The 24,452-nt window shown below is 70.9% G+C and carries 19 protein-coding genes; 10 read left to right on the top strand and 9 right to left on the bottom strand.

The genetic code is table 11. The annotated features are described in order from the left end of the window. The first annotated feature begins 69 nt into the window (after nt 1-69). The gene (locus tag ACIBQ6_RS25695) at nt 70-1,386 is read left to right on the top strand and encodes a PTS transporter subunit EIIC (protein ID WP_358282778.1); all 1,317 of its coding nucleotides are present in this window, start codon (nt 70-72) and stop codon (nt 1,384-1,386) included. 79 nt (nt 1,387-1,465) lie between these two features. Beyond that, the gene (locus ACIBQ6_RS25690; protein ID WP_397214911.1) at nt 1,466-2,740 is read left to right on the top strand and encodes a PTS transporter subunit EIIC; all 1,275 of its coding nucleotides are present in this window, start codon (nt 1,466-1,468) and stop codon (nt 2,738-2,740) included. Nucleotides 2,741-2,822: 82 nt separating this feature from the next. Here the strand turns inward: ACIBQ6_RS25690 and secA are convergent, their stop codons facing one another. Beyond that, nucleotides 2,823-5,612: a preprotein translocase subunit SecA gene (gene secA / locus ACIBQ6_RS25685; RefSeq protein WP_358282774.1), complete on the bottom strand. Its 2,790-nt coding sequence runs from the start codon at nt 5,610-5,612 to the stop codon at nt 2,823-2,825. Between the two features lie 225 nt (nt 5,613-5,837). Here secA and ACIBQ6_RS25680 point away from each other — a divergent pair, with 225 nt between their 5' ends. After that, nucleotides 5,838-6,098: an HGxxPAAW family protein gene (locus ACIBQ6_RS25680; protein WP_357970282.1), complete on the top strand. Its 261-nt coding sequence runs from the start codon at nt 5,838-5,840 to the stop codon at nt 6,096-6,098. Nucleotides 6,099-6,378: 280 nt separating this feature from the next. Next, nucleotides 6,379-7,572, top strand: a complete 1,194-nt coding sequence (locus tag ACIBQ6_RS25675; RefSeq protein WP_352349285.1) for a DNA glycosylase AlkZ-like family protein — start codon at nt 6,379-6,381, stop codon at nt 7,570-7,572. A 70-nt stretch (nt 7,573-7,642) separates the two neighbouring features. On the opposite strand, the gene ACIBQ6_RS25670 is transcribed toward ACIBQ6_RS25675, so the two are convergent. The 6 genes from ACIBQ6_RS25670 to mtrA all read right to left on the bottom strand — a co-directional run bounded on the left by ACIBQ6_RS25670 (nt 7,643) and on the right by mtrA (nt 14,943). Then, the gene (locus ACIBQ6_RS25670; RefSeq protein WP_352326269.1) at nt 7,643-8,341 is read right to left on the bottom strand and encodes a response regulator transcription factor; all 699 of its coding nucleotides are present in this window, start codon (nt 8,339-8,341) and stop codon (nt 7,643-7,645) included. A gap of 264 nt (nt 8,342-8,605) precedes the next feature. Continuing rightward, the gene (gene hpf / locus ACIBQ6_RS25665; RefSeq protein WP_358282772.1) at nt 8,606-9,271 is read right to left on the bottom strand and encodes a ribosome hibernation-promoting factor, HPF/YfiA family; all 666 of its coding nucleotides are present in this window, start codon (nt 9,269-9,271) and stop codon (nt 8,606-8,608) included. A 627-nt stretch (nt 9,272-9,898) separates the two neighbouring features. Beyond that, entirely contained in the window at nt 9,899-10,498 is a 600-nt protein-coding gene (locus ACIBQ6_RS25660; protein WP_397214908.1) for a ComF family protein, read from the bottom strand. A 301-nt stretch (nt 10,499-10,799) separates the two neighbouring features. Then, complete coding sequence (locus tag ACIBQ6_RS25655) at nt 10,800-12,524, bottom strand: LpqB family beta-propeller domain-containing protein (RefSeq protein WP_358282768.1); 1,725 nt, start codon at nt 12,522-12,524, stop codon at nt 10,800-10,802. After that, the gene (gene mtrB, locus ACIBQ6_RS25650) at nt 12,511-14,247 is read right to left on the bottom strand and encodes an MtrAB system histidine kinase MtrB (protein WP_397164989.1); all 1,737 of its coding nucleotides are present in this window, start codon (nt 14,245-14,247) and stop codon (nt 12,511-12,513) included. The genes ACIBQ6_RS25655 and mtrB overlap by 14 nt, the downstream gene beginning before the upstream one ends. A gap of 18 nt (nt 14,248-14,265) precedes the next feature. Further along, on the bottom strand, nt 14,266-14,943 hold the full coding sequence (mtrA, locus tag ACIBQ6_RS25645) for an MtrAB system response regulator MtrA (RefSeq protein ID WP_043620615.1): 678 nt from the start codon (nt 14,941-14,943) through the stop codon (nt 14,266-14,268). Nucleotides 14,944-15,211: 268 nt separating this feature from the next. Between mtrA and ACIBQ6_RS25640 the strand changes: the two genes are divergently transcribed. From ACIBQ6_RS25640 to ACIBQ6_RS25620, 5 genes are read left to right on the top strand one after another with little or no spacing between them, the layout of a single operon-like run. Then, complete coding sequence (locus tag ACIBQ6_RS25640) at nt 15,212-16,594, top strand: glycerophosphoryl diester phosphodiesterase membrane domain-containing protein (RefSeq protein ID WP_397214906.1); 1,383 nt, start codon at nt 15,212-15,214, stop codon at nt 16,592-16,594. Next, nucleotides 16,591-17,229, top strand: coding sequence for a DUF4129 domain-containing protein (locus ACIBQ6_RS25635; RefSeq protein WP_397214904.1), 639 nt, complete (start codon nt 16,591-16,593; stop codon nt 17,227-17,229). The genes ACIBQ6_RS25640 and ACIBQ6_RS25635 overlap by 4 nt, the downstream gene beginning before the upstream one ends. After that, a complete protein-coding gene (locus ACIBQ6_RS25630; protein WP_397214902.1) occupies nt 17,226-18,491 on the top strand; it encodes a DUF4350 domain-containing protein in 1,266 nt (421 codons plus the stop codon). The genes ACIBQ6_RS25635 and ACIBQ6_RS25630 overlap by 4 nt, the downstream gene beginning before the upstream one ends. A gap of 13 nt (nt 18,492-18,504) precedes the next feature. Beyond that, nucleotides 18,505-19,461 (top strand): MoxR family ATPase, encoded by a 957-nt coding sequence (locus ACIBQ6_RS25625; RefSeq protein ID WP_358282759.1) that lies wholly within the window; start codon nt 18,505-18,507, stop codon nt 19,459-19,461. A 55-nt stretch (nt 19,462-19,516) separates the two neighbouring features. Then, complete coding sequence (locus ACIBQ6_RS25620) at nt 19,517-20,890, top strand: DUF58 domain-containing protein (RefSeq protein WP_397214900.1); 1,374 nt, start codon at nt 19,517-19,519, stop codon at nt 20,888-20,890. Between the two features lie 11 nt (nt 20,891-20,901). Here the strand turns inward: ACIBQ6_RS25620 and ACIBQ6_RS25615 are convergent, their stop codons facing one another. Then, nucleotides 20,902-21,894, bottom strand: a complete 993-nt coding sequence (locus ACIBQ6_RS25615) for a stage II sporulation protein M (RefSeq protein ID WP_364325757.1) — start codon at nt 21,892-21,894, stop codon at nt 20,902-20,904. Nucleotides 21,895-21,945: 51 nt separating this feature from the next. Here ACIBQ6_RS25615 and ACIBQ6_RS25610 point away from each other — a divergent pair, with 51 nt between their 5' ends. Continuing rightward, the gene (locus ACIBQ6_RS25610) at nt 21,946-22,929 is read left to right on the top strand and encodes an RDD family protein (RefSeq protein ID WP_358282752.1); all 984 of its coding nucleotides are present in this window, start codon (nt 21,946-21,948) and stop codon (nt 22,927-22,929) included. Between the two features lie 27 nt (nt 22,930-22,956). On the opposite strand, the gene ACIBQ6_RS25605 is transcribed toward ACIBQ6_RS25610, so the two are convergent. Then, nucleotides 22,957-24,363, bottom strand: coding sequence for a hypothetical protein (locus tag ACIBQ6_RS25605; protein ID WP_358282750.1), 1,407 nt, complete (start codon nt 24,361-24,363; stop codon nt 22,957-22,959). Nucleotides 24,364-24,452: the final 89 nt, after the last annotated feature.

The following is a 24,452-nucleotide window of genomic DNA, read 5'->3' as shown; positions in this document are numbered from 1 at the left end:
GGCCACTCCGCCGGGCCCGGACGGCCTGCCCGGCGGACGCCTGACTCCCACCCCCCGGAGGAACGCCCGGTGAACGAGACCACCGCCGCCGCCCGGCCTTCGCCGTTCGCACGCGTGATGAACGTGCTCCAGCGGCTGGGCCGCTCGCTGATGCTGCCCATCGCGGCCCTGCCCGCGGCCGCGCTGCTCTTCCGGTTCGGGCAGCCCGACATGCTGGGCTCCAACGGCCCGGCCCCCGGCGGCCTGGCCGATGTGCCCGGGTTCGCGTGGATGAGCCAGGTCGCCGAGGTGCTGGCCGCGGCCGGGGACGCGCTCTTCCAGAACCTGCCGCTGCTGTTCGCGGTGGGCGTGGCCATCGGCTTCGCCCGCAAGGCCGACGGCACCACCGCGCTCGCGGCCGTCGTCGGCTACCTGGTGTTCGACCGGGTGACCAAGGTGATGTTCTTCGGCTCCGACATCCGCGACACGGTGGCCATCCGCCAGGTCCAGGACCAGGGCATCAAAGAGGTCATCAACTACGGCATGCAGAACCCCACCAAGGTGCTCGGCGGCATCGTGATGGGCCTGGTCACCGCGCTGCTGTGGCAGCGCTTCCACCGCATCAAGCTGCCGCCGTGGCTGGCCTTCTTCGGCGGACGCCGGTTCGTGCCGATCATCACCTCCATCGTCGCGCTGCTCCTCGGCGTGCTGTTCGGCTGGCTCTGGCCGGTCCTCGGCGAGTGGATCCGGCACGCCGGCGAGGCCCTGGCCGCCATCGGCCCGATCGGCACCGGCATCTACGGCCTGATCAACCGCCTGCTCATCCCGCTCGGCCTGCACCACTTCGTGAACTCGGTGGTCTGGTACGTCGTGCCGCAGTGCGAGGTGGGCGGTCACGTGCTGGGCGGCGACTGGAACTGCTACTTCGGCGGCGCCCCGCACTCCGGCCAGTTCATGGCCGGCTTCTTCCCCGTCATGATGTTCGCCCTGCCCGCCGCCGCCCTGGCCATGTGGCGGGCCGCGCCCCCGCACCGCCGGGCCACGGTGGGCGGCATCATGCTCTCGGCCGGGCTGGCCTCGTTCGTCACCGGCATCACCGAGCCGATCGAGTTCGCGTTCATCTTCGTCGCGCCCGCGCTGCTGGTCGCGCACGCCGTCCTGACCGGCCTGGCGATGGCCCTCACCACGCTCATCGGCGGGCAGCTCGGCTTCGGCTTCTCCGCGGGCCTGCTCGACATGCTGCTGAACGCCAGCAAGTCCAACACCCAGAACCTGCCCGGCATCCTGCTGCTCGGGCTGATCTACGGCGTCGTGTACTACGTCGTGTTCACCTTCCTCATCCGCAGGTTCGACATCATGACGCCGGGCCGGGAACCCGAGCCCGACCTCGACTCCGGCGAGACCTAGCGGCCGTTTTCCGCCACGCCCGCCGTGGTAGGAACCTGGCATTCCCCCGCTGACGGACCACCGAGCGGGGGTGAGGACCATGGGCGCGTCGCCCTGGTCGGCGACGTTCGCGGTGCTGCAACGTATCGGCCGCTCGCTCATGATGCCCATCGCCGTGCTGCCCGCCGCCGGCCTGCTGTTCCGCTTCGGCCAGGACGACCTGCTCGGCAAGGACGGCCTCGGCGGCCTCCTGCCCTGGATGCTGCCCGTCGCCAACGTCCTGGCCGCGGCCGGCGGCGCCCTGTTCGACAACCTGCCCGTCCTGTTCGCGATCGGCGTCGCGATCGGGTTCGCGCGCAAGTCCGACGGCTCCACCGCCCTCGCCGCCCTGGTCGGCTACCTGGTGTTCGACCGCGTCAGCCGTACGCTCTTCTACGACGCGGGCCACGGCGCGGTCTACGACAAGGTCGTCGTCGCCACCCCGCAGGGGCCGATGCTCGACCTGGGGGCCCAGAACCCCACCGGCGTGCTCGGCGGCATCGTCATCGGCATCACCGCGGCGCTGCTCTGGCAGCGCTTCTACCGGCTGAAGCCGCCCCCGTGGCTGGCCTTCTTCGGCGGACGCCGTTCGGTCCCGATCATCACCGCCGTCGCCGCCCTGCTGCTCGGCGTCGTGTTCGGGCTGGTCTGGCGGCCGGTGGGCGACTGGCTGTCCGGCGTCGGCGACTGGCTCTCGGCCCACGGCACCGTGGGCACCGGCATCTACGGCGTGGCCAACCGCCTGCTGATCCCCGTCGGCCTGCACCATTTCCTCAACACCATCGTCTGGTTCACCCTGCCCGAGTGCCACGCCGGCGTGCACGGCGCCACCCGGGACGCCGCCGGCGACCTGAACTGCTACTTCGCCGGCGAGCAGGGCGCCGGCATCTTCATGACCGGCTTCTTCCCCGTCATGATGTTCGGGCTGCTCGGGGCCGCCATCGCCATGTGGCGGGCGGCCCCGCCGGAACGCCGCAAGTCCGTGGGCGGCATCATGTTGTCGGCCGGGCTGACGGCATTCATCACCGGCATAACCGAGCCCCTGGAATTCGCCTTCATTTTCGTCGCGCCGGTGCTTTTCGTGGTGCACGCCCTGCTGACCGGGCTGTCGATGGCCCTGATGGCGGAATTGGGCGCGCGGCTCGGCTTCACCTTCTCCGGCGGCGCCATTGACATGCTGCTGAACGCCAGCAAATCGAACACCCACCGGCTCGGGCTGATCATCGGCTTCGGGCTGCTGTATTTCGTTCTCTATTATCTGATCTTCGCGTTCCTGATCCGCCGCCTGAACATCCCCACCCCCGGCCACGAACCCCCCGCCCCGCCGGCCCCCTAGGTGCCCCCCGCGCCGACGACGAAGCCCCCGCCCTCCTGCTCGCGCAGGGGGACGGGGGCCCGTTCAGGCTCGCCTCAGCGGGTCAGACGGCGTTCTTCGGGTCGCCGTGGCAGCGCTTGTACTTCTTGCCCGAGCCGCAGGGGCAGGGCGCGTTGCGCTCGACGTTCCCGTACGCGGCCCGCTCGGCCGACGTGGTGCGCACCCGCGTGTGCTCGACGTCGCCCTGCTCGCCCGGGGCGGAGTACTCGAGCTCGGCCGGGCGCTGCGGCGCGCGCAGGGCGGTGGAGATGATCGACCGCGTCTCGGTGACCGCGGCGTCCTCCTCCTCGACGATCGGGTTCTCCTGCACCTCGACCTCGAGGTTGAACAGGAAGCCGACGGAGTCCTCCTTGATGCCCTCCAGCATCGCGGAGAACATCTCGAAGCCCTCGCGCTGGTACTCGATCTGCGGGTCCTTCTGCGCGTAGGCCCGCATGCCGATGCCCTCGCGCAGGTAGTCCATCTCGTAGAGGTGCTCGCGCCACTTGCGGTCGAGCACCGACAGGATGACCTGACGCTCGAAGTTGCGCGTGGCCTCCGCCCCGAGCTGCTCCTCGCGCCTGGCGTACGCCTCCAGGGCGTCGGCCTTGATCTTCTCGGAGATGAACTCGGCGGTCAGCTCCTCGCGGCTGCCGGCCTCCTCGACGAGGTTGTCGATGGTGACCGTGACCGGGTAGAGCTCGCCGAACGCCTTCCACAGCCGGTCGAGGTCCCACTCCTCGGCGAAGCCCTCGGAGGTGGCGCCCGCGACGTAGCCGTCGATCACGTCGCCGATGAAGCCGCGCACCTGGTCGTGCAGGTCGGCGCCCTCCAGCACGCGGCGGCGCTCGGAGTAGATCACCTTGCGCTGCCGGTTCATGACCTCGTCGTACTTCAGAACTTCCTTGCGGATCTCGAAGTTCTGCTGCTCGACCTGGTGCTGGGCGGAGGCGATGGCCTTGGAGACGATGCCCGACTCGATCGGCTGGTCGTCGGGGATGCTCAGCCTGTTCATGATCAGCTCGACCCTGGCCGCGTTGAACAGGCGCATGAGGTCGTCGCCGAGCGAGAGGTAGAAGCGCGACTCGCCGGGGTCGCCCTGACGGCCGGAACGGCCGCGGAGCTGGTTGTCGATGCGGCGCGACTCGTGCCGCTCGGTGCCGAGGACGTAGAGGCCGCCGAGCTGGGTGACCTCGTCGTGCTCGGCCTTGACGGCCGCCCTGGCCTTCTCCAGCGCCTCGGGGTAGGCCTTCTCGTACTCCTCCGGCGTGTCGACCGGGTCGAGGCCGCGCTGGCGCAGTTCGAGGTCGGCGCGGAACTCGGAGTTGCCGCCGAGCATGATGTCGGTGCCTCGACCGGCCATGTTCGTGGCGACGGTGACGGCGCCCTTGCGGCCCGCCTCGGCGATGATCGACGCCTCACGCGCGTGGTTCTTCGCGTTGAGCACCTCGTGCGGCACGCCGCGCCGCTTGAGCGCCTTGGACAGCCGCTCGGACTTCTCCACCGACGTGGTGCCCACGAGGACCGGCTGACCGGCCTCGTAACGCTCCTTGATATCCTCGACGACCGCGTTGAACTTGGCGTCCTCGGTCTTGTAGACGACGTCCGGCTGGTCCTTGCGGACCATCGGCCGGTTGGTCGGGATCGGGACGACGCCCAGCTTGTACGTCTGGTGGAACTCGTTGGCCTCGGTGGCGGCCGTGCCGGTCATGCCGGACAGCTTGGCGTAGAGGCGGAAGTAGTTCTGGAGGGTGACCGTGGCGAGAGTCTGGTTCTCGTCCTTGATCTTCACGCCTTCCTTGGCCTCGATGGCCTGGTGCATGCCCTCGTTGTAGCGCCGGCCGTGCAGCACGCGGCCGGTGAACTCGTCGACGATGAGCACCTCGCCGTCGGCGACGATGTAGTCCTTGTCCTTCTTGAACAGCTCTTTCGCCTTGAGCGCGTTGTTCAGGAAGCCGACCAGGTGGGTGTGCTCGGGCTTGTAGAGGTTGTCGATGCCGAGCCAGTCCTCGACCTTCTCGACGCCGGCCTCCAGGATGCCGACCGTGCGCTTCTTCTCGTCGACGATGTAGTCGCCGGTGCTCTCCTCGCCCGGGTTCTTCGCCTCGACGCCCTTGCGCAGCCGCGGAACGATCTTGGCGAACTCGCTGTACCACTTGCCCGACTGCTCGCCGGGGCCGGAGATGATCAGCGGCGTGCGGGCCTCGTCGATGAGGATCGAGTCGACCTCGTCGACGACCGCGAAGTTGTGGCCGCGCTGGACGCACTCCTCCAGCGACCACGCCATGTTGTCGCGCAGGTAGTCGAAGCCGAACTCGTTGTTGGTGCCGTACGTGATGTCGGCCTCGTACTGCTTGCGACGCTCGTCGGGCGCCTGCCCGGACACGATGCAGCCGACCTCCAGCCCGAGGAAGCGGTGCACGCGGCCCATGGTCTCGGCGTCGCGCTTGGCCAGGTAGTCGTTGACCGTGACCACGTGGACGCCCTTGCCGGACAGGGCGTTGAGATAGGCGGGCAACGTACAGGTCAGGGTCTTGCCCTCACCGGTGCGCATCTCGGAGATGTTGCCGAGGTGGAGGTTGGCGCCGCCCATGATCTGCACGTCGAAGTGCCGCTGGCCGAGCACGCGGCGAGCCGCCTCGCGGACGGTCGCGAACGCCTCGGGAAGCAGGTCGTCGAGGCTCTCGCCGTCGGCGTAACGCTGCTTGAACTCGTCGGTCAGCGCGCGCAACTCCGCGTCGGACAGGCTCGTGAAGTCGTCCTCGATGGAGTTGACCTGATCGGCGATCCGCTTGAGCTTGCGCAGAGTCTTGCCTTCGCCGGCACGTAGGATCTTGTCGAGAATGGCTGCCACTTTATGTAAAGCTCCTCGCAGGTCTACCCCGGCGGCGCCGCCAGGAGGAGAGGCCGAGACAAACTTCCCCGGTTGCCATCGTAGGCGGTTCCGCAACCAGACACAGCCACCGTGACGACGAGGGCGCCGGACACGTCTGGGAGAATGGGGCCAAGGCAGAGGGTATGCCGGTTGAGCGCCGGTTCGCACCAATAGCGGGATATCCGGCAAAGGAAGGATTTAGTCATGGTTGAGGGGAAGAAGTCCGAGCACACGGAGAATCTCGGCAACCACGGCGGGCGCGCCTCCTCGTGGCTGGCCGTGACTGTCATGGTGGTGGGCACCATCGTGGCCGGCTTCGGGCTGACGGCCGACAACTGGACGCTGGTCTGGGTCGGCGCCGGCGTGTTCGTCGTCGGCGGCATCCTCGCCCTCGTCTTCGACATCTTCACGGACGTGGTGATCGACGCCCCCCGCGTCGGCATGCGCGCCGAAGACCACCGCTGACCCACCCGGCACACGGCGGGCCCCGACGAACCGGGCGCCCGCCGTTCCCATGCCAGGCCCCCTCCTGGACTCTTTCTTCTCGGCATCCAATTCCCCAACCCCGGTACATCGGCGTGTCGCCCCCGCCCCGCCGCTCCCGCCCCCTGCATGGCGCGTCTCTCCCGGCCCGCCCTTCCGGTCCAGGGCGTGCCCGGGGGTGGGCCGATTCTGTCGGTGGGCGCCGCTAAATTCCTCCCATGGATAGCCCTACCGTCCCCCAAAGCCTCCCGGGGTTCGCCGCATGACGAACGTGACCGACCTGACCGCCGACGAGGCGCGCCGGGTCATCCTGCGCGCCCAGGGGCTCATCGGCGCCGACGCGCGCAAGGGCGGGGTGCGCGGCATGCTTCGCCGGCTCGGCGCCGTACAGCTCGACACGATCTCCGTCCTGGCCCGCTCCCACGAGCTGGTCGCCTACGCGCGCCTGGGCGCGGTGGGCAGGCCCACGGTCGAGCGCGCCTACTGGCACGATCCCGCCCAGAGCTTCGAGTACTGGTGTCACGCCGCCTGCATCCTGCCCATCGAGCACTGGCCGCTCTACGCCTTCCGGCGCCGCGCCTACCGCGACCGGCGCTACCGCTGGCACGAGGTGCCCGACAGCGTCGACAAGCTGCTGCAGCAGGTGCGCGACTCGGGCCCGCTCACGACGTCCGACGTCGGCGGCGCCAAGAACGGCGGCCCGTGGTGGGACTGGTCCGACTCCAAGATCGGGCTGGAGTGGCTGCTCGACATCGGTGAGATCACCTGCGTGCGCCGCGTCGGCTGGCGCCGCGTCTACGACCTGACCGAGCGCGTGGTGCCCGCCGACCTGCTGGCCGACGACCTGCCCGACGAGGAGTGCGTCGTCCTGCTGGCCGCCATCGCGGGCCGGTCGCTCGGGGTGGCCAACCGTACCGACCTGCTCGACTTCCTGCGGCTCAAGGGCAAGTACGCGGCGATGCTCGACCAGGCCCTGCTCAGCGGCGCCGCCGGGCTGGTGCCGGTCAAGGTGGCGGGCTGGCCGGCCAAGAAGGGCCAGGCCAACGCGTGGGCCGATCCGCAGGCGCTGGAGTCCGAGCCGCGCGGCCGCCATCGCACGACGCTGCTGTCGCCGTTCGACTCCCTGATCTGGCACCGCGGCCGCACCGAGCGCGTCTTCGGCTTCAAGTACCAGCTTGAGCTCTACGTGCCCAAGGAGAAGCGCGTCCACGGCTACTTCACGATGCCGGTGCTGGCCGGGGGCCGCCTGATCGGCCGGGTCGACCCGGCTCGTGAGGGCACCACCCTGGTCGCCCGTCAGGTCCACCTGGAGCCCGGCCTGTCCCCGGCCAAGTGGGCCGACGCCCTGCGCGACGCCCTGTGGTCGGCCGCCGACTGGGTGGGCTGCGACGCCGTCCGCGTCGAACGCACCGACCCTCCGGAGCTCGCCCACCTCCTGACCGCGCCCCGGCCGTAGCTCGTCAGCGGGCCGGCACCACGGCCGCGCCCGCCACGGCCGGCGGCCTCTGCACGGGCCCGCGCCAGGGTCAGGTGATCTCCAGCATGCGTTCGCGTACCGCGTAGACCACCGCTTCCATCCGCGAGTGCAGCTGAAGCTTGTCGAGGATGTTGCGGACGTGGTTCTTCACCGTGTTCTCGGAGATGAACAGCTGCTTGGCGATCTCGCGGTTGTTCATGCCCTTGGCGACCAGGCGCAGGACCTCCATCTCGCGGTCGGTCAGCCGGGGCACGGGGAGCTGCGGCGGGCGTTCGGCCTCCTTGCGGCTCATGTTCGCGAACTCGCTGATGAGCTTGGCGGCCATCGCCGGGTTGATTAAGGACTGGCCCTCGTGCACGCCCCGCACCGCGGCGGGCACGTCGTTGATCTGCACGTCCTTCAGCAGGTATCCGGTGGCGCCGGCCTTGATGGCCTCGAAGAGGTCCTCCTCCTCGTCGCTCACCGTCAGCATGATGATGCGGGTGCTCGGGACGGACGCCCTGATGCTCTTGGTCGCCTCGATCCCGTCCTGCCGGGGCATGCGCACGTCCATCAGCGCGACGTCGGGCATGAGGCGATCGGCCAGTTCGACCGCCTCCTGCCCGTCGCTCGCCTCACCGACCACCTCGATGTCGGGCTCCGCGGCCAGCGTCAACGCCAGGCTTCGCCGGATCAGCTCGTGATCGTCAACGATCAGCACGCGGATCGGCTCGCTGTCTGCCGTGCGGACCTCGCCGGACTCGGTCACGAGCCCTCCTCGGTCCGACTTGCGCCTGCCTTGCTCACGGGGAACCTGCTCATCGGACGGCCGCTCCGCTGTCACGCCCGGTCGGGGCCGTAGCGGCGGTCCGCATGGCGGTTGTCCCGTCAGTACCCTCGCTTCGCTCGCTCATCTGAACCTGACTGAGCTCGCTCACGTCTCCTCCTCGTCGGGGGGCCAGAGCCGTCGGACCGCCATGATGGCACGTATGGCACGGTCCTCGGGTGGTCGAGAAGATCTTCCGGTGTGCGATCAGGGCTCTACGAGCCGCAACACGCCGTAGTTGTACCCGCGCCGGTTGTAGACCACGCTCGGCAGGCCGCTCTCCTTGTCACGGAACAGGTAGAAGTCGTGCCCGACCAGTTCCATCTCGAGCATGGCCTGGTCGATGGTCATGGGTTCCGCTCTGTGGAACTTCTCCCGCACGACGAGCGGGCCGTCGCCGTCCATCTCGATCGGGACGATGTCGTCGTCGAGCTTGTCCTCCTGCACCGGCAGGTCCTCGTAGGACTCGGCCGGCTCGGGGACGGGCTTGGCTCCCCGGGACGGCGGGCCGGCGACGTCAGGGAGCGTGGCGGTGAGCTCCGCCACCGAGGGCGGGCAGTGGTTGCCGTGATGGACCTTGCGCCGGTCGGCCAGCCGGCGGAGGCGGCCTTCCAGCTTGTCGAGGGCTAGGTCGAGGGCTACGAACCGGTCGTCGGCCGAGGCTTCGGCGCGGATGGCCGGGCCTTTCGAATGGATGGTGAGTTCGACGCGCTCGCGCTGGTCGGCGAGGCGAGGGTTGCGTTCTTTGGACACCTCCACATCGACTCGGATGAGTTTGTTGTCCAGACGTTCGATCCTGGCCAGCTTGGTCGTCACCTGGTCTCGGAACCGGTCACTCACTCCTGTGTGCCGACCCTTGACGATGATGTCCATGCAACAGCCCCCCTTCGTCTAACGACTGAGCAAGAGCGCCCGACGATGTGCGTACCGGACGGGGTTTCCTGTCCGCCTCTCTGTCACCGCTACCCTCTTCCGCCACGACGTCACCGGGTTCTCGGGTGGCACCCGTCCGGCCGACCTGGTCTTCGACCCCACATTCGCCTGCTGAGGATTTCGCAGCTCTGTTGCCACTACTGCCCTTCTCTTCTGGCGAGGGACATCTGGACCCTCGGGAAGGCAGGACTTACCCCTAAGCCGCACCGTGATCGGTCGACAAAGAGTCGCCTTACGTGGACCGTTTTGCCTGCGGCTGGCCTCGGCTAGCAGAGCCGGGGACACCGACTCTGCGCAACCACGGACCCGGACGGGTGCCATGTCAGAACGCTATCCGCATCCTGGGCGAATGTCAGCCGGAGGCTCGGCCAAAGGATCACTTTCCGTGATTTTCCCGGAGTTCCGGACGTCCGAATGACCCCGGCACCGGCGGTCGCCAACCCCTGCGGCCACGCGGCTTCCGGTCGCCTGAGCTGTGCCACCTCTTGTTCCCGGGAAGAGACATCCCCTCTTCAAGACGTCCCCAAGAATTGGATCTTTCTTTACCGACAGTGATGCAGAGCGATTTCAAGATCTTCGGCGTGTCGCGGCGACGGTGGCCGCCAACGGCACCCGCAGACCGGCGGCGCGCAGTGCTCGCGCGGCTTCGGTGAGCGAGGCGCCGGTGGTCAGGACGTCGTCCAGCAGCACCGCAGACGGCGCTGGAGGGCCTTTCACGCGCCCGGCCACACAGAGGGACCCGGCGAGGTTCGCGGCGCGCTGCGTGGAACTCAGGCCCGCCTGGTCGGCCACCCGCCGAGCCTGCCGCAGCGCCGCCCACGGCTCGGCCCGCACGCCGGACGCGACCAGATGACGGGCGACGAGCACCGCCACCCGGCCCATGGGATCGTGCCCACGGACCCGCAGCGCCCTCCTCGCGCTCGGCACCGGCACGACGGCGAACGGCCCCCGCGCCCATCCGGCCCCGGTCCCGGCCGCCGCGCCCAGCGCCGTGAGCACGGTGAACGCCAGCACCTGCGCCAGCACGCCGGCCAGCCCCACCGCCCCCCGCTCCTTGTACGCCAGGATCGCCGCGCGGGCCGCGCCCTCGTACGACGTGGCCGACCAGCACTCGGGCAGGCCGGGCGGGCCCGGCTCAGGCCCGCGCCTGGCGGGCGCGACCGCCATCCCGGCCGCGCATTCGGCGCAACACCGCGCCCCGGCACGCCCGCAGCCCACGCAGGACTGCGGCAGAAACACATCAAGCACCCCCGCCAACACGCGCCCCAGCATGCACCCCACCACCGACAGTTCCCCGGCTCCGGCCCGGGGGACGGGTTCTCAGCCCAGGCGGAGGACCACCCCAGGGACAACCAAGCCCAGGCGAAAGAGGACGCCCTCTGAGTCCAGGCGGAGGACCATGCGCCCCCGAGCCCAGGCGAAAGACGGGGGCGCACCCTTACGCGGAAGGCAGTCCGGGGGGGCGGGTTCAGCCTAGGGGGAAGAAGGGGTTCTTGGCGTTGGGTTCGATCTTGCTGGTCCAGCCCTGGCGGTCCTGGTTGAGCTCGATGATCTTGGGGCCCTTCTCGGTGCTCGCCTCCGCGAGCACCCGCCCGTTCAGCGCCGTCACCCCCGCCAGCCGGTCCTTCAGCGGGATCCCGATGGTCTCGCCGTCGCCGATGTCGATCTCGTTCAGGATCTGCCCGGCCTTGCTCTTGATGAGGACCAGCAGGTGCTCGTCGTCCTCCCAGGCGATGTCCTCGATCTCGTACTCGACCTCCGTCGAGGTCAGCGTCTGGAGGTTGCCGAGCATGGGCCCGTTGAGCCCCTCGCTCAGCGCCCCGAGCTGCACGGTGTTCTTGCCGGTGCGCAGGGCCACCCGCACGCCGTCCCTGGCGATCCGGAACGCGGTGACGTCGAGGCCGTCGAGCCCGGGGGCGGAGACGCGCTCGGGGCCGCGGCCGCCGTTGGGGTCGTACCGCAGGACCACCTTGTTGTGCTGGTCGAACGTCCACAGGGAGCCGTCGCGGCGCCAGGTGGGGTCGGTGAGGTCGGCGCCCTCGACGACCTGCTGCCAGCGGCCCTCGGGGGTGAGCCCGGCGATCGAGATGCCGGTGGAGGTGCGCGCCGCGACGATCGCGCCGGTCTGCTGCGTGGACAGCGCGAACGCCTTGAAGTCGGTGTTCCCCTCCCCCGCCGGCCCGGACACGGCGATTCCTGGGCCCTCGGGGCTCATGACGTGCACGGACCCCTTGCTGGTGTAGTACGGCGTGCCGCCGCCGTTGTCCAGCCAGTGGGCCTCCAGGTTGGGCGGCTCGGTCCAGTACTGCTCGCCGTCGACCTGCACCTCGATGGTGCGGCTGTTGGCGACCTTGTTGCTGGTCAGGCTGTACTTGAGCTGCGCCACCAGGGCGGCCTTCTCGCCCAGGTCGAGCGGCAGGAGCGGGCCCGAGAAGTTGATCAGGACGCGGTCCTCGCCGGTGCCGACCGACTCGACCTGCGTGCCCTCGGGGAAGACGGTGCCCACAGCGCCGCGCAGCGCGCCGCTCGGCCCCTTGAGCAGCCGCTTGACGATGGTCTGGGCGAAGGTCTCGGTCGGCTTGAGCCGCAGGCACACCCGGTCGACGACCAGGCGCTCGCGGGCGCTGTTGAGGTAGTACAGGTTGGTCAGGCGGTACGCCCGCGCCACGTCGGACTTGGTGAGCAGCAGCCCGTCCGGCAGGTCGTCGACGCGGTAGACGCCCCGGGCGTCCTTCTTCAGCACGAACAGCCGCTCGGGCGCGTTCCCCGACAGCGGCACGTACGCGTCGTCGGGGTCGATGCGGGCGACCTGCTTGCCCTTGAGCCCGTACGTCTCCGGCTCGTCGCCCTCCCCCGGGGGGTCCACCTGGTACGCGTCCTCGATCACCGTCACCGGCCCGGACGCCTTCCACTTGGCCTGGGCCTTCGGCGTCAGGTACCTGGCCAGCACGGTGGGGTCGTCGGGGTAGGCCGCCATGGCCGCCTGGAGCCCCTTGATGAGGTACTCGGGGTTCCAGTCGTCGCGCGGCGGGACGGCGATCATGCGCTGGAACGGCTTGTTCAGCGGATCGCCGCCCCCGGTGTCGCTCACCGTGTACGGCCCGCTCACCGGGATCACGGTGCACCCCGAGCCCGCGCAGGCCACGGCCGCGGCGAGGGCGACCGCGGCGCCCACCCGTCTAGTCCTCCTCATGGCCGCCTCCGTCCCCCGAGGCCGGGAGCAGCACCGGCGTCATGTGGCTGCGCCAGGTGCGCCGCATCTCGATCTCGGGCGGCACCAGCGACAGCGGCGAGCCCTTCAGGTCGGCGCCGGCCAGCCTGGGCAGCGTGAGGCGGAACTGCGAGCCCTCGCCCGGCTGCCCCCACGCCTGGAGCCAGCCGCCGTGCAGCGTGGCGTCCTCGCGGGAGATGGCCAGGCCGAGCCCGGTGCCGCCGATGGTCCTGGCCCTGGACGGGTCGGCCCGCCAGAACCGGTCGAAGACCATCGTCTCCTCGCCCGGCTTGAGCCCGATCCCGTGGTCGCGCACGGCGACGGCGACGGCGTCTCGGTCGGCCCCCACGGTCACCACGATCTCCCTGCCCTCGCCGTGCTCGATGGCGTTGAACAGCAGGTTGCGCAGGATGCGCTCGACGCGGCGGTTGTCGACCTCGACCATGCACGGCTCGTGCGGCAGGCGGATGTCGAAGCGGGTGGAGTGGCGCTCGGCCAGCGCCTCGGAGTCGGCGATGGCCCGGTGGACGACGTCGCGCATGTCCACGGAGTCGACGTCGAGCGTGGCGGCGCCGGCGTCGTAGCGGCTGATCTCCAGCAGGTCGGCCAGCATCGACTCGAACCGTTCGAGCTGGGCCTGCATCAGCTCGGCCGAGCGGGCGGCCATGGGGTCGAAGTCCTCGCGGGCGTCGTACAGCAGGTCGGCGGCCATGCGGACGGTGGTCAGCGGCGTGCGCAGCTCGTGGGAGACGTCGGAGACGAACTGGCGCTGGACCTGCGACAGCTCCTCAAGCTGGTGGATCTTGAGCGCCAGGTTGGCGGCCATCTCGTTGAACGAGTTCGCCAGGCGGGCCAGGTCGTCCTCGCCGCGCACCTTGAGGCGTTCGTCCAGCTTGCCGGCGGCCAGGCGCTCGGCGGCCTGGCGGGCCAGCCGCACGGGCGTGACGACCTGCCGCGCGACCAGGTACGCGATGGCGGCCAGCAGCAGCACGAGCCCGAGCCCCACCACGACGATGGCCAGCCGGACGTTGGACAGCAGCTCCTCTTCCTCGCTGAACGGGAAGAAGTGGTAGACCTGGTAGTCCTGGCCGGTCGTGGGCTCGTGCACGACGCCGCCGACCACGAACGTCAGCGTGGCCTGGCTCTGCCCGGCGAACCTGATCGACTCGATCTGGATCTCGGTCTTGCCGTACTCGGCCCGGTTCATGTACTTCTGCAGGCGCTGCCGGAGCGAGGCGGGCACGTCGGCCTGCACCACCCGGCCCGAGGCCCGCGACATGCCGGGCTTGGCCTCGTTGAGTATGAGGACGTCGTAGCGCTTCTTGGACCCGTCCTCGCCCGACCCGGTGACGGTGTCCATGACCTCGTCGAGCGGGTTGACCTTCTGGTCGGTGTCGGGGGCCTTGGCGCCGTCGTCGGAGGGCGGGATCAGCGCGTCGGCGATCTGCAGGCGGTCGGCGTACGCCTCGTTGAGCGACGACTGCTGGCTGCTCGCGACCACGGACCGGTTGATCTCGTCGGACAGGAACGTGCCGAGGACGACCACGACGGTCACGGAGATCACCAGTGTGCTGGTGACCACCTGGAGCTGGAGCGAGCGCCGCCACACGCTGCGCACCCGGCCCGCCGCACGGCGCACCCTCCGGCGGACGCCGCCGAGAATCTGGCGGATCGTCCGTCGGCGGGCTTTTCTGGTCGGGGGCATGGCGGGGCGGGGCGAAGGCTAGGCGGGGCCGGCTTTGTAGCCCACGCCGCGGACCGTCACGACGATCTCGGGGTGCTCGGGGTCCTTCTCGATCTTGGCGCGGAGTCGCTGCACGTGCACGTTCACCAGCCGGGTGTCGGCGGCGTGCCGGTAGCCCCAGACCTGCTCCAGCAGGACCTCGCGGGTGAAGACCTGGCGCGGCTTGCGGGCCAGGGCGACGAGCAGGTCGAACTCCAGCGGCGTGAGGTTGATCGTCTCCTCGCCGCGCTTGACCGAGTGGCCGGCCACGTCGATGGTGATGTCGCCGATCTGCAGGATCTCGGGCGTCGGCTCGTCGGTGCGGCGCAGCCGCGCCCGCACCCGCGCCACGAGCTCCTTGGGCTTGAACGGCTTGACGATGTAGTCGTCGGCGCCGGACTCCAGCCCGAGCACGACGTCGATCGTGTCGCTCTTGGCGGTGAGCATCACGATCGGCACCCCCGACTCCGCCCTGATCCTGCGCGCCACGTCGATGCCGTCGGCGCCCGGCAGCATCAGGTCGAGCAGGACAAGGTCCGGGCGTGTATCCCGGAACGCGTCGAGGGCCTTGTCGCCGTCGGAGACGAAGGACGGCTCGAAGCCTTCTCCGCGCAACACGATGCCGAGCATCTCGGCGAGAGCGGCGTCGTCGTCGACGACCAGCACGCGACCTTTCATGGCCCCTCATTCGTTCTACGCATTGTGGGACATACCCGCACGATCGCTGAAGGTTACCCTTGGTCGGCCCATGTGTGGGACATGAGCCCTACGAAAGGCGAATTTTAGGTTCCCCCGGCAACCACAAACCCAGTCTGCGGTAACGGAGCGACTTTCGGCCATCCCCGGCTGCCTTCCTTGCCCCGTTTCGCCGATAAATGAGGGCAAGATGAGCCGGCGAATCACCTCGGTGACACCAGCCACCCGCCCAGCGTGCCAGGATTGGGATATGTCAGACGGTCACGGACGCACGCCCGAGACGCCCCCAGGCTGGTCTGCCGAACAGCCCCCGCCCTACAGCGCCCCGCAGGCTTCACCGTGGACCGCGCCGGGATCGCCCACGCAGACGCCGTACGGCCAACCGTACGAGCCGCAGGGCGAAGCCCCCCAGCCGCCGCCCTACGGCCCGCCGGGGCCTCAGCCACCCTACCCCCAGCCGGGCCACCCGCAGTCCGGTCATCCGCAACCGGGGTACCCCCAGCCCGGATACCAACAGCCGGGACACCAACAGCCCGGCTATCAGCAGCCCGGCTATCAGCAGCCCGGCTACCAGCAGGGCGGCTACCAGCAGCCCGGCTACGGCTACATGCCGCCACCCGCGCTGCGGCCCGGCATCATCCCGCTGCGGCCGCTGGGGCTCGGCGACATCCTCGACGGCACGATCAAGCTGATCAGGTCCAACCCCAAGGCCGTGCTCGGCCTGTCCGCCGTCGCCGCCCTGCTCGGCGCGGTGCCGCTGGCCGTGGGACAGGCGGTCATGCTCGGCTCGATGGGTGACATCCTCGACGATCCGCAGGCCGCCTCCGCCGGTCTCGACAGCTTCTACGGCCTCGTCGCCCAGTACGGCGGCATGTTCGCCTCGTACGCGATCCAGTTCGTCGTGGTCACGGTGCTGACCGGCGTGCTGACGCGCATCCTCGGCCGGGCCGTCTTCGGCGGCAACATCACCGCCGCCGAGGCCTGGCACCTCAGCAAGGGCCGGCTCCCGGCGCTGTTCGGGGTCGTCGGGCTGATGGCCGCCATGATGGTCGTGCCCCTGATCGTCCTCGCGCTGATCGTGGTGGCGCTGGCGATGAACGTCTCCTCCTCCGAGGGCGTCGGGCTGACCATCGGCGTGATGGGGCTGTTCGTCCTGCTGTTCATCCCCTACTACCTGTTCATCACCACGCGCTTCGCGTTCGCCGCGCCCGCCGTGGTGCTGGAGGGCAGGGGTCCGATCGACGCGATGCGGCGCTCGTGGCACCTGGTGACCGGCGACTTCTGGCGGGTGCTCGGCATCCTGCTGCTGACGTCGCTGCTGGTCGGCCTGGTGTCGGGGGTGCTGTCGGTGCCGTTCTCGTTCGGCGGGACGCTGATCGGCATGCTCGGCGGCGGCTCGCCGGGCTCGGCCGTGGTCGCGGCGGTGTTCATCGCCGCCGGCGCCACGCTGAGCTCGATGTTCGCCTATCCCTTCCAGGCCGGCGTCTCCGGCCTGCTCTACGCCGACCGGCGCATGCGCGGCGAGGCGTTCGACCTCGTGCTGCAGACGGCGGCGATCGAGCAGCAGCGCCAGGGTTGGGTGCACGCCTCGGCCGACGATCTCTGGCACCCGTCCAACTCAGCCAGGTCGTGAGCCCGGTCGTGAGCCCGGTCGGCCGGGAGGAGGCGGCGCGCAAGGCGGCCGAGGAGCTCCTCAAGCCCGGATACGAGAAGGAATCCCTGTTCGACCAGCTCTACCGGCGTTTCGTCCAGTTCATCGGCGACCTGACCGACGCCGTGACGGGCGGCGGCCCGGCCGGCGGGATCATCGCCGCGGTCGTGATCACGCTCATCATCCTGGGCGTGATCCTGCTGGTCGGCTGGCGGCTGCGCAGGACCGCCCGGCGGAACGCCATGGCCATCGGCGGCCTCTACGGCGAGCGCGTGCTCAACGCCGCCGAGCACCGCAGAGCCGCCGAACGCCTGGCCGCCGAGGGCGAATGGACGCAGGCCATCCGCGAACGCCTCCGCGCCATCGCCCGCGACCTGGAGGAACGCGCCCTGGTGGACGGCATGCCGGGCCGCACGGCCGACGAGCTGGCCGCCGAGGCGGGCAGGGCGCTGCCCGGCTTCGCCGCCGAGCTGGCCGCCGCCGCGCGCTCGTTCGACGACGTCAGCTACGGCGGCGTGCCTGGCACGCAGGCCGCGTACCAGGCGATGAGCGACCTGGACGAGCGGCTGCGCCAGGCGCGGCCCGTCCCGCTCGCCGTGGGAGGCGGGCCGTCGTGAGCGTCTGGAACTCGAAGCCGGCCGCGGCCGGCAGCGCGCCGAGCGCGAACACCGCCCCGGTCGCCGCCCCAGTCACCACCCCGGTCGCCACTTCCGCGCCGGGGGCCGCCGGGCCCTCAGCCGCCACCTCTCCCACTGCCCGCTCCACCTGGCGGGCGAGCCGCATGATCGTCGTACTGGGCCTGGTCGTCGTCCTGGTCGCGGTGGCCGCGGTGCTGCTCGGCCCGCAGCGGGGCCCCTCGCGGTTCCTCGACCCCTCTGACACCTCGCTCGCCGGGTCGAAGGCGCTGGCGGAGCTGCTGCGGGCGCGGGGCGTCCAGGTCGACCGGGTCGACTCGGTCGAGGCGGCCGCCGCCAAGGCCGCGGGCGGCGGCCGGCTGCTGCTGGTCACCGACCTGACCTACCTCGACGAGCACCGCCTCGCCGAGATCCCCGGCGACCGGCTGATCGTCGGCGACCTGCCCGGCCTCGGCGTGCTGGCCCCCGGCACGAGCACCGAGCGCGAGCCGTCGCGGGTGCGCTCCCGCGAGCCCGGGTGCGCACTGCCCGCCGCCACGCGGGCCGGCAGCGCGCACGTCGGCGGCCTGGTGCTGAACGGCCCGCCCGGCGCCGCCTCCTGCTACCCCGCGGGCGACGGCTACTCCCTGGTCAGCTACCGCACCGGCGACGGCGCCACCACCACGGTCGTCGGCGACGGCGCGTTCATGACCAACCTGCGCCTGCCCGAGGACGGCAACGCGGCCCTCGCGCTCAACCTCGTCGGCACCGGCAGGCCCGTCACCTGGCTGGTCCGCCCGGACAATCCGCCCCCGCTCGACCTGCCCGGCTCCGAGGGCAAATCGATGTACGAGCTGATGCCCCCGAGCGTGCCCTGGGCGATCCTGATGACCTGCCTGACCGTGGCGCTCGTCGCGTTCTGGCGGGGGCGCCGCCTCGGACCGGTGGTGACCGAGAAACTGCCCGTCGTCGTGCGGGCCGCCGAGACGGTCGAGGGCCGCGGCAGGCTCTACCGCGCCAGGAGGGCCAGGCAGCGGGCCGCCGACTCGCTGCGCGCCGGCACGGTTGACCGGCTCACGCCCCGCCTGGGCCTGGCCCAGGGCGCCGGGCCGCACGAGCTGGTCGCGGCCCTGGCGGCACGGATCGCCGACGACCCGCAGGTGGTCGGCGCCGCACTGTACGGCCCGCCGCCGGCCGACGACGCCGGGCTCGTCGCGCTGGCCGGGTACTTGGACTCCATCGAAAGGCAGGTCAGTGAACTCTGAGGAGACTTTCCGCGTGGCCCCCTCGGGCGAGGCGGCCAGGGAGGCGCTCGGCGCGCTGCGGGCCGAGGTGTCCAAGGCCGTGGTCGGCCAGGACGCCGTGGTCACCGGGCTCGTCATCGCCCTGCTGTGCCGGGGGCACGTGCTGCTCGAAGGCGTGCCGGGCGTGGCCAAGACGTTGATGGTGCGCACTCTCTCAGCGGCCCTGTCGCTCGACTTCAAGCGCGTGCAGTTCACGCCCGACCTGATGCCGGGCGACGTGACCGGCTCGCTGATCTACGACGCGAAGTCCAGCGAGTTCGAGTTCAGGGAGGGACCGGTCTTCACGAACCTGCTGCTCGCCGACGAGATCAACCGAACCCCGCCCAAGACGCAGGCGGCGCTGCTGGAGGCCATGGAGGAGCGGCAGGTGAGCGTGGAGGGCGCGGCCCGTCCGCTGCCCGACCCGTTCGTGGTCTGCGCGACCCAGAACCCGGTCGAGTACGAGGGCACCTACCAGCTCCCCGAGGCCCAGCTCGACCGGTTCCTGCTCAAGCTCACCGTGCCGCTGCCGCCGCGCGACCACGAGATCTCGGTGCTCGAACGGCACGCGCGCGGCTTCGACCCGCGCGACCTGTCCGACGTCAAGCCCGTGGCCACGGCCGAGGACCTGGCGGCCGGCCGCGAGGCGGTCTCCCAGGTGCACGTGGCCCCCGAGGTGCTCGGCTACATCGTCGACGTGGCCCGCGCGACCAGGAGCTCGGCGTCGTTGCAGCTCGGCGTCTCGCCGCGGGGCGCGACGGCGCTGCTGGCCGCCTCCAGGGCGTGGGCGTGGCTGTCCGGGCGCCCCTACGTGACGCCCGACGACGTGAAGGCGCTGGCCAGGCCGGCGCTGCGGCACCGCGTCCAGCTGCGGCCCGAGGCCGAGCTGGAGGGCGCGACCGCCGACGGCCTGCTCGACGGCATCCTGGCCTCGGTCCCGGTCCCGCGCTGATGGCCCGCTCCGACGCACGCGAGAGGTCCGCGGCGGGCTCGGCCGGGAGGCGCCGATGGCTCTGACGGGACGCGCCGGGCTGCTGGCCGCGGCCGGGATCGTGGTCGTGCTGCTCGCGCCGCAGCCCGGGGCCGCGCTGGCCGGGGTCTGCCTGCTGCTGGCCGCCGCGATCATCGTGGACCTGGTGTTCGCGGGCGCCGTGCGGCCCCTGCGGTTCCACCGTTCTGGCGACACGCTCGTACGGCTGGGGCAGACGGCCACGGTCGAGCTGATCGTGGAGAACCCGGGCCGCCGGCGGGTGCGCGGCCGGATCAGGGACGCCTGGCCGCCCTCGGCCGGGGCCGTCCCCCGGGTCGCCGAGCTCGACGTGCCGGGCGGCGAGCGGCGCAGGATCGTGGTCACGCTCAACCCGACCAGGCGCGGGGACCGGTCGTCGGTGGCGGTGACCGTGCGCTCGGTCGGGCCGCTCGGCCTGGCCGCCCGTCAGGGCAGCCACCGTTCGCCCTGGTCGGTGCGGGTGCTGCCGCCGTTCCTGTCGCGCAAGCACCTGCCGTCCAGGCTGGCGCGGCTGCGCGAGCTCGACGGCCGGCATCCGGCGCTGGTGCGCGGGCAGGGCACCGAGTTCGACTCGCTGCGCGAGTACGTGGTGGGCGACGACGTGCGGTCCATCGACTGGCGGGCCACGGCGCGCCGCAACGACGTGGTCGTGCGCACGTGGCGGCCGGAGCGCGACCGGCGCGTGCTGATCGTGCTCGACACCGGCCGCACGTCGGCGGGCCGGGTGGGCGACGCGCCGCTGCCCCTGGCCGGAGCCGCCGCGCAGGGCCCGGGGCTGCTGCTACGTCCCGACCCGCGGCCCGCCCCCGGCTGGCCGCGGCTCGACTGGTCGATGGACGCGGCGCTGCTGCTGGCCGCGCTCGCCGCCAGGGCCGGCGACCAGGTCGACTTCCTGGCCTACGACCGGGCGGTGCGCGCGTGGGTGAGCGGCGCGTCCCGTACCGAGCTGCTGTCGTCGCTGGTCAACGTGATGGCGCCGATCGAGGCCGAGCTGGTCGAGGCCGACGGGCAGGGCATGGTGGCCGCCGTCCTGTCCCGGGCCAAGCGGCGCTGCCTGGTCGTGCTGCTCACCGACCTCAACGCGGCGGCGCTCGACGAGGGCCTGATGCCGGTGTTGTCGCAGCTGTCCTCGCGGCACCTGGTGCTGGTCGCGGGCGTGTCCGACCCGCGGGTGGCGGCCATGGCGGCCAGGCGCGGCAGCACCGAGGAGGTCTACGACGCGGCGGCGGCCGAGCAGGCCCAGCTCGCGCGCAGGCGCATCACGGCCAGGCTGCGCCGGCACGGCGTCGAGGTCGTGGACGCGCCGCCCGAGGACATCGCGCCCGCGCTGGCGGACGCCTACCTGGCGCTGAAGGCCGCGGGCCGGCTCTAGACCGAGGGCCGCTAGGCCGTGGGGGCGACGTCGGGAGCGCGTTCGACGTCGCCGGTCTCGTTCTCGCGCAGGGCTCTGCGGCCGAAGACGATCACGTACGCCAGGAAGGCCGCCTCGGCGAGCACGCCGATGCCCACCCGCACGGCCGTGGGCAGCCCGGACGGCGTCACGAACGCCTCGATCAGGCCCGACACGAACAGCACCACGACCAGCCCGAGCGCGACGCTCATCACCGCCCGGCCCTGCTCGGCCAGCGCCTCCAGCCGTTTGCGCGGCCCCGGATCGATCACCGTCCAGCCCAGGCGCAGGCCGACGGCGGCGGCCAGGAAGACGCCGGTCAGCTCCAGCAGGCCGTGCGGTGTGATCAGGCCGAAGAAGATGTCCAGCTTGCCCCTGGAGGCCATCAGCCCGGCCGATACGCCGACGTTCTCGGCGTTGCTGTAGAGGATGAACGGGATGGGGATGCCGAGCAGGATGGCGTAGATGATGACCTGGGCCGACACCCAGGCGTTGTTGACCCACACGTGGCTGGCGAAGGAGGCGGCGGGGTGCTCGGAGTAGTAGTCGGCGAAATCGTGGTCGACGAGCTGGGCGATCTCGTCCGGCGAGGCGATCGACGCCTGCACGTCAGGGTTGGCGGCCACCCACGCCCCCAGCACCCACGCGACCGCGATGCTGGCCAGCGCCGCGGCCAGCCACCACCAGCGCGCCCGGTAGGCCACCACGGGGAAGGAGACGGTGAAGAAGCGGGCCAGCTCCCGCCAGGCGGGCGTGTGCGCGCCGGTCACCGCCGACCTGGCCCTGGCCACCAGTGCCGACAGCCGCCCGGCCAGCACCGCGTCACGGGAGGAGGAGCGCACGATGGACAGGTGCGTGGACACCCGCTGATAGAGGTCGACCAGTTCGTCCACTTCCGCGCCGGTCAGCGAGGAGCGGTTCTTGACCAGGTGGTCGAGCCGGTCCCAGACGGGGCGGTGTGCTGTGACGAACGCATCGATGTCCACCCGACCATTGTGGCCGCTCGATCAATGCGGCATTGCCGTTAGGCTCCACATATGTCAGAGGTTGTGACCGGGGACGCCGTCGTCGTCGAGGTGCGGGTGGCCCAGATGCCCTCGCGCGCGCTGGCGTTCGTCATCGACATGACGGTGCAGCTCGTCGTGCTGATCGGCGCGTACATGCTCCTGGGCGCGTTCGCGGTCGTCACGGACGACGCGATGCTCGGCGCGGCCATGATCGTACTGCTGGTGCTGGTCATGATCGGCTATCCGGTGCTCTTCGAGACGCTCAGCAGAGGGCGCAGCCTCGGCAAGCTGGCGCTCGGCCTGCGGGTGGTCGCCGACGACGGCAGCCCGGAACGCTTCCGGCAGGCGCTGTTCCGCGGGCTGGCCGGGCTGGTGGAGTTCTGGATGTTCTCCGGCGCGCCCGCGCTGATCTCCTCGCTGGTCTCCCAGCGGGGCAAGCGGCTCGGCGACATCTTCGCCGGGACCATCGTGATCTCCGACCGGGGGCCGCGCGAGAGCGGGCAGGCCATCCTCATGCCGCCGCCGCTGGCCGCGTGGGCCGCCACCCTGGAGCTCTCCCAGCTTCCCGAGGAGGTGGCGCAGGCCGCCCGCCAGTACCTGATGCGCTGGCACGACCTCACGCCGCAGGTCCAGCACGACATGGGGGTGCGCATCGCGACGCAGACCGCGGCCTTCGTGTCGCCCGCCGCGCCCGCGGGGGTGCCGCCGCACGCGTACCTGAGCGCGGTGCTGGCCGAGCGCCGGCGGCGGGAGGAGGCCCGCTTCGCGCGCCAGGCCGCCCTGGCAGCCGGCGCCGCGCCGCGGTCCACGCCGTACGCGCCGTACCCGCAGCCGGGGCCGTACCAGCAGCCGGGGCCTTATGCGCCGCAGGGGCCGTACCAGCAGCAAGGGCCGTACCCGCAGGCGCCGCATCAGCAGGCGCCCTACCCGCGGCAGGCTCCGCAGCGGCCTCAGCCGGGGCCCGCGCCGGAGCCGCCGAAGGCGACTCCGGGCGGGTTCGCGCCGCCGCAGTGAGCCGGCGGCGCGGAATCATGCAGCGGATCAGTTGCCGCCGGGGACGCCGCGCCCGTGCTCGGGGTACGAGCCCTGCGTCTGCGCGTTCAGCTGGCCCATCTTGACGCTGTTGGCCTGGTTCGTCCGCGGGTCGTTGAGCTTGAGCACGTCCAGGCCCAGGTTGAAGTCCGAGCCGTAGATGTAGCCGTTGTAGTAGTACGCCGACCAGAAGCCCCCGTCGAGCGGCGGAGCGGTCTCGTCCGGCCCGCGCTCGAAGTAGGCGATCTCCTGCGGGTGGGCGGAGTCGGTGAAGTCCACCACCGAGATGCCGCCCTGGTACCACGCCTGCACCATGACGTCGCGGCCCTTGACCGGGATCAGCGAGCCGTTGTGCGCGACGCAGTTCTCGGTGTCGGCCTGGTGCCGGGCGATCTTGAAGTAGCCCTTGAACACGAGCTGCCCGCCGACGATGTCGTAGTAGGCGTTGGCGCCCTTGTTCGGGCCGATGGCCGCGTTGCAGGTGGCCCGGCTGCCGCCGCCCAGCTCGTCGGTGAAGACGACCTTCGTGCCCTCGTTGTTGAACGTGGCCGAGTGCCAGAACGCGAAGTTCACGTCATCGCGCACCTTCGCGGTGACCTTGGGCTGCTCGGGGTCGGAGATGTCGAGCAGGACGCCCTCGCCCATGCAGGCGCCCGCGGCGATGCCCTTCTCGGGGTAGGCGGTGATGTCGTGGCAGCCGGTGGTGGCCGACTTGCCGTTCGGGTACGGCAGCGGCAGACCGGGGTTGCCGCCGTCGGGGAACAGGTTCGGCGTCGCGATGACGGCCGCGGCGGCCGGGTTGTCCAGCGGGACCTTGATGATCGAGATCAGGTCGTGCGGCGGCTTGCAGTCCGGGTAGTTCGCGTTGGGGCCGTAGGAGGAGACGTAGATGTAGACGTTCTTGCCGTCGCGGCCGGGCACCAGCGTGTTGGTGTGCGAGCCGCAGTTGGTCTCGACCGACTTGACGTACTTGGGGTTGGACTTGTCGCTCACGTCGAAGATGCGCATGCCCTCCCACGACTCCTTGACGGAGGCGCTCTGGGAGGTGCTGCTGCACGAGTCGTCGTTGCGCGAGGAGTCGACGGACCCGAACAGCAGGTTGCCGTAGACGGACATGTCCATCTGGCCGCCTGGGCACACGACCGAGCTCACCAGCGACGTCTTCTTCGGCTGCTTGATGTCGTAGATCGAGAAGCCGTAGTAGTTGCCGACGAAGGCGTAGTCGCCTTGGAAGGCCATGTCGGTGTGGATGTCGGACAGCGCCTGTGGCTTGGGCACGTTCGTGACGTGCGTGATGTTGGAGCTCATGACGATCTCGCCGGGAGCCGGGATGTCCGCAGCCTGGGCGGGCAGTGTGGCGCCCGTTGCCGCCACGAGGGCGGCGACCAGGATGAGGGCCCTGCGGGGGGTGAACACTCCGTGGTCCTCCTATAAAGGGGGCATAAATCTCCGTCATCGTCGCTCACGCCGCCAGGACCTGGCCAGTGTCCAATGTGTCAAATCTT

It is taken from the genome of Nonomuraea sp. NPDC049655, from assembly GCF_044465465.1.
Lineage (GTDB): Bacteria > Actinomycetota > Actinomycetes > Streptosporangiales > Streptosporangiaceae > Nonomuraea.
The sequence above is the reverse complement of the archived record's forward strand: the minus strand, read 5'-3'. Positions and strand labels throughout refer to the sequence as shown.

What these genes read in the sequence shown, in the direction of transcription:
- ACIBQ6_RS25610 (WP_358282752.1), top strand. Translation starts at nt 21,946, where the DNA reads ATGTCAGAGGTTGTGACCGGGGACGCCGTCGTCGTCGAGGTGCGGGTG.
- ACIBQ6_RS25660 (WP_397214908.1), bottom strand. Translation starts at nt 10,498, where the DNA reads ATGGCGGTCGCGCCCGCCAGGCGCGGGCCTGAGCCGGGCCCGCCCGGC.
- ACIBQ6_RS25690 (WP_397214911.1), top strand. Translation starts at nt 1,466, where the DNA reads ATGGGCGCGTCGCCCTGGTCGGCGACGTTCGCGGTGCTGCAACGTATC.
- hpf (WP_358282772.1), bottom strand. Translation starts at nt 9,271, where the DNA reads ATGGACATCATCGTCAAGGGTCGGCACACAGGAGTGAGTGACCGGTTC.
- mtrB (WP_397164989.1), bottom strand. Translation starts at nt 14,247, where the DNA reads ATGCCCCCGACCAGAAAAGCCCGCCGACGGACGATCCGCCAGATTCTC.
- ACIBQ6_RS25675 (WP_352349285.1), top strand. Translation starts at nt 6,379, where the DNA reads ATGACGAACGTGACCGACCTGACCGCCGACGAGGCGCGCCGGGTCATC.
- ACIBQ6_RS25640 (WP_397214906.1), top strand. Translation starts at nt 15,212, where the DNA reads ATGTCAGACGGTCACGGACGCACGCCCGAGACGCCCCCAGGCTGGTCT.
- ACIBQ6_RS25655 (WP_358282768.1), bottom strand. Translation starts at nt 12,524, where the DNA reads ATGAGGAGGACTAGACGGGTGGGCGCCGCGGTCGCCCTCGCCGCGGCC.
- ACIBQ6_RS25620 (WP_397214900.1), top strand. Translation starts at nt 19,517, where the DNA reads ATGGCTCTGACGGGACGCGCCGGGCTGCTGGCCGCGGCCGGGATCGTG.
- ACIBQ6_RS25680 (WP_357970282.1), top strand. Translation starts at nt 5,838, where the DNA reads ATGGTTGAGGGGAAGAAGTCCGAGCACACGGAGAATCTCGGCAACCAC.
- mtrA (WP_043620615.1), bottom strand. Translation starts at nt 14,943, where the DNA reads ATGAAAGGTCGCGTGCTGGTCGTCGACGACGACGCCGCTCTCGCCGAG.